4 protein-coding genes are annotated in these 3609 nt (G+C 62.6%); all 4 read left to right on the top strand.

What is annotated here, in order from left to right:
• Positions 1-915: alpha/beta fold hydrolase (locus ABSG20_RS32260; protein WP_423868498.1), on the top strand; the 915-nt coding region annotated here is incomplete at its 5' end.
• Positions 908-1876: a poly(3-hydroxyalkanoate) depolymerase gene (phaZ, locus tag ABSG20_RS32255; RefSeq protein ID WP_423868497.1), complete on the top strand. Its 969-nt coding sequence runs from the start codon at positions 908-910 to the stop codon at positions 1874-1876. The genes ABSG20_RS32260 and phaZ, both read left to right, overlap by 8 nt.
• A gap of 44 nt (positions 1877-1920) precedes the next feature.
• Positions 1921-3138, top strand: a complete 1218-nt coding sequence (locus ABSG20_RS32250) for an acyl-CoA dehydrogenase family protein (RefSeq protein WP_423868496.1) — start codon at positions 1921-1923, stop codon at positions 3136-3138.
• Positions 3139-3196: 58 nt separating this feature from the next.
• Positions 3197-3609 (top strand): thiamine pyrophosphate-binding protein (locus ABSG20_RS32245; protein WP_423868495.1); only part of this gene is annotated, 413 nt, incomplete at its 3' end.

The raw sequence follows: 3609 nt of genomic DNA, 5'->3' as shown, positions 1-3609 counted from the left end.
AATCCAACGGCGGACCATCGTCACTGGGGACTCGAGAGCTACGTCGCCGCGCTCGACGAAGCCGTCGACGCCGCGCGCGATGTGACCGGCAGCGACGATATCTCCATGATGGGATCCTGTTCGGGCGGCATCACGTCTGCCGCTTATTTTGCGACGCTCGGGAGCGCGGCGGAAGGCAAAATAAGGAACATGGTGTTGGCGGTCTGCCTGCTTGACCCGAACACGGCGGAGGAGAGCGCTTTCGGCTGTCTGATGACGCCGGAGACCATGCGCGCGGCCAAGGAGGCATCGCGCCTGCGCGGCATTTTGGAAGGCCACGATCTGGCGCGGATGTTTGCCTGGATGCGGCCGAACGATCTGATCTGGAACTACTGGGTCAATAACTACCTGCTCGGCAATCAGCCGCCGGCTTTCGACATCCTGTTTTGGAACGCCGACACCACCCGACTTCCGGCCCGGCTGCACAGCGACTACCTTGATCTCTATTTTACGAATCCGTTCGTCAATCCCGGGAAGCTCACGCTGCACGACAACGCCGTCGACATGAGCAGGATCAAGGTTGACAGCTACGTCATTGCTGGCGTGACCGACCACATCACGCCATGGAGAGGTGTGTACAAAACAGCGCAGATCATGGGCGACGGTGCGACCTTTGTGCTGTCGAACAGTGGCCACCTCCAGAGCCTTATCAATCCGCCGAGCAATCCGAAGGCGTCATTCATGATCGGGACCGTCAGTCCAGCCGGGCCGGACGAATTTTTGACAACGTCCGAGAAGCGAAAGGGAAGCTGGTGGCTCGATTGGCGCGATTGGCTGCACGCGCGGTCGGGCGAAGAGGTGAGTGCGCCCACCTCGCTTGGCAGCGAGCGCCACTCCGTCATTGCGCCGGCGCCGGGGACCTACGTCTTTGACTGACAATCCAGCCAATGGAGGCCGATCGAGCCGAAAGCCCGAGCCGGGCCCGACGGCAGCGATGTCGGGAGCGATCGAGGTCCGGCAAATCTCGATTGGCGGACAGTCGCTTCAGGTCGCCATCAAGCATGGCGGGACCAGCGTGCCACCATTGCTGCTATTCAACGGCATCGGCGCGAATTGGGAATTGGCGCGGCCGCTCCTTGAGGCGCTGAGCCATACGACGGCGATCATCTTCGACGTGCCCGGCGTCGGCGGCTCGCCGAGCCCGCTGCTGCCGTACCGCCCGTCGACGCTCGCGCGGCTTGCCGCCGGTGTGGTTGCGGAACTGGGCTACGCGGAGATCGACGTCGCCGGCGTATCCTGGGGAGGGGGCATCGCGCAGCAATTCGCGCACCAATATCCGAAGCTGTGTCGGCGGCTGGTGCTCGCCGCGACGGCGCCGGGGGCCATCATGGTGCCGGCAAGCCTTTCCGTGCTGTGGAAGATGGCGACGCCGCGGCGTTACATCGACAAGGATTACATGAGCAAGGTCGCGCCGGATATCTATGGCGGCGCCTTCCGCAAGGATCCATCCGCGATTGCCTCGCACGCGGGTGCGATGCATGGCGCGCGGAGCCTCGGTTACCTCTACCAGCTGCTCGCCTTGGCGGGATGGACGAGTCTGCCGTGGCTGTGGTCGCTGCCACAGCCGACGCTTGTCCTGATGGGCAGCGACGATCCACTGGTTTCTCCAATCAACGGCCAGATCCTGGCGCGCCTGATCCCGAACGCGGAGCTGCGCATGATCGACGACGGGCATCTGTTCATGGTCACGCGGCCGGCAGGAACCGCGGCTTTGATCGAGGCTTTTCTGGCTGGCGAGACCAAGCATGTCGAACCGGAAGCGGGCCTGCTATCGCGACTCGTCAACGGGACAAGGCGTCTCTTTCTGACGCCAACAGGCGGAGACCAACAGACCTGAGAGAGCATCGGTAGCTAAACCTCATTGATCTGAGGGAGGAATCCATGGCGAACCCGCAGGAGACACAAGCTGGAAAGTCGGACTACGCGCCGCCGCCCATTGATGGCGATTTCTACAGGATTGCCAGCGTGTTGAACGACAAGGAGCGAGCGCTGCTCGGGCGCGTTCGCGGCTTTACGGAGGACGTGGTCGCGCCGGTGATAGAGGATTACTGGGGCCGCGACGAATTTCCCTTCGCGATGATTCCGAAGATGGCCGAGGTCGGCATCGGGGGTATTGGCTACCACGGCTATGGCGCGGCCGGTGGCAGCTGGCTGTTGAACGGCTTTGTCGCGATGGAGCTGGCCCGGGTCGATGCATCAGTTGCGACGTTCTGGGGCGTCCATACGGGGCTGTCGGCCGGCTCGATTTATTTGTGTGGTGACGAGGAGCAGAAGCAGCGCTGGCTGCCGTCCATGATGCGCTTCGAGAAGATCGGCTCGTTCGGTCTGACGGAGCCGCTGGTGGGGTCGGCGGCATCAGGCGGGATGATGACGACCTGCCGCCGCGAGGGTGACAACTGGATCCTCAACGGCCAGAAGAAATGGATCGGCAATGCCACTTTCGCCGACATCAACGTGATCTGGGCGCGTGAGGAGGGCTCGAATCAGGTCAAGGGATTTGTCGTCGGCAAGGACAATCCCGGCTTCTCGGTCGAGAAGATCAAGACCAAGATGGCGCTAAGGGTCGTACAGAACGGGCTTATCACCCTGAGCGACTGCCGGGTGCCGGAGACGGATCGTCTGCAGAACGCCAACACGTTCAAGGACACGGCTAAGGTCCTGAGGATGACGCGCACCGGGGTGGCCTGGTTCGCCGTGGGCTGCCAGATGGGCGCATACGAGCATGCGCTGCGCTATGCGACCGAGCGGCAACAGTTCGGAAGGCCAATCGGCGGATTTCAGCTCGTGCAGGATCTGCTGGTGCGTATGCTCGGCAATGTCACGTCGACCCAGGCGATGATGCTGCGTCTCGCCCAGCTACAGGACGAAGGCGTGATGCGGGATGAGCACGCATCGCTGGCGAAGGCGTTCTGCACCGTCAAATGCCGCGAGACCGTCGGCTATGCGCGTGAGCTGCTCGGCGGCAATGGCATCCTGCTCGAAAATCACATCGGACGCTTCGTGGCCGACGCCGAAGCGATCTACTCCTATGAAGGGACCAGAGAGATGAACACGCTGATCGTCGGCAAGTCCATTACCGGACTGAGTGCTTTTGTCTGACGCAAACGCGCCGACGAACCGGCGGTAACCCGCTCACCAGCAGCGACGAGGAATCGACATGAACGGCGCAGAAAGCCTTTTACGGACGCTTGTCGGATCGGGCGTGGAGGTCTGTTTCGGCAATCCCGGCACATCGGAAATGCATTTCGTGGCGGCGCTCGACAGGGTCGAGGGCATGCGGGTCGTGCTCGGTCTTTTCGAAGGCGCGGTCACCGGGATGGCCGATGGTTACGGCCGCATGGCGGAGAAGCCAGCTGCCACTCTGCTGCACTTGGGGCCAGGGCTCGCGAATGGGCTCGCCAATCTCCACAACGCTCGTCGCGCCGGAACGCCGGTTGTCAATATCGTCGGTGACCATGCGACCTATCATGCGCAATATGATGCGCCGCTTGCGTCGGACGTTCATGGTTTTGCCCGGCCGGTCTCCGGTTGGGTGCATTCGTCGGCGAGCGCCCGGACTGTGGCCTCGGA

The organism is Bradyrhizobium sp., from assembly GCF_049512235.1.
In the GTDB taxonomy this organism is placed as follows: Bacteria; Pseudomonadota; Alphaproteobacteria; order Rhizobiales; family Xanthobacteraceae; genus Bradyrhizobium.
The sequence above is the reverse complement of the archived record's forward strand: the minus strand, read 5'-3'. Positions and strand labels throughout refer to the sequence as shown.

Excerpts from the sequence above, each read along its gene's own strand:
- ABSG20_RS32250 (WP_423868496.1), top strand. The coding sequence starts at position 1,921 with ATGGCGAACCCGCAGGAGACACAAGCTGGAAAGTCGGACTACGCGCCG.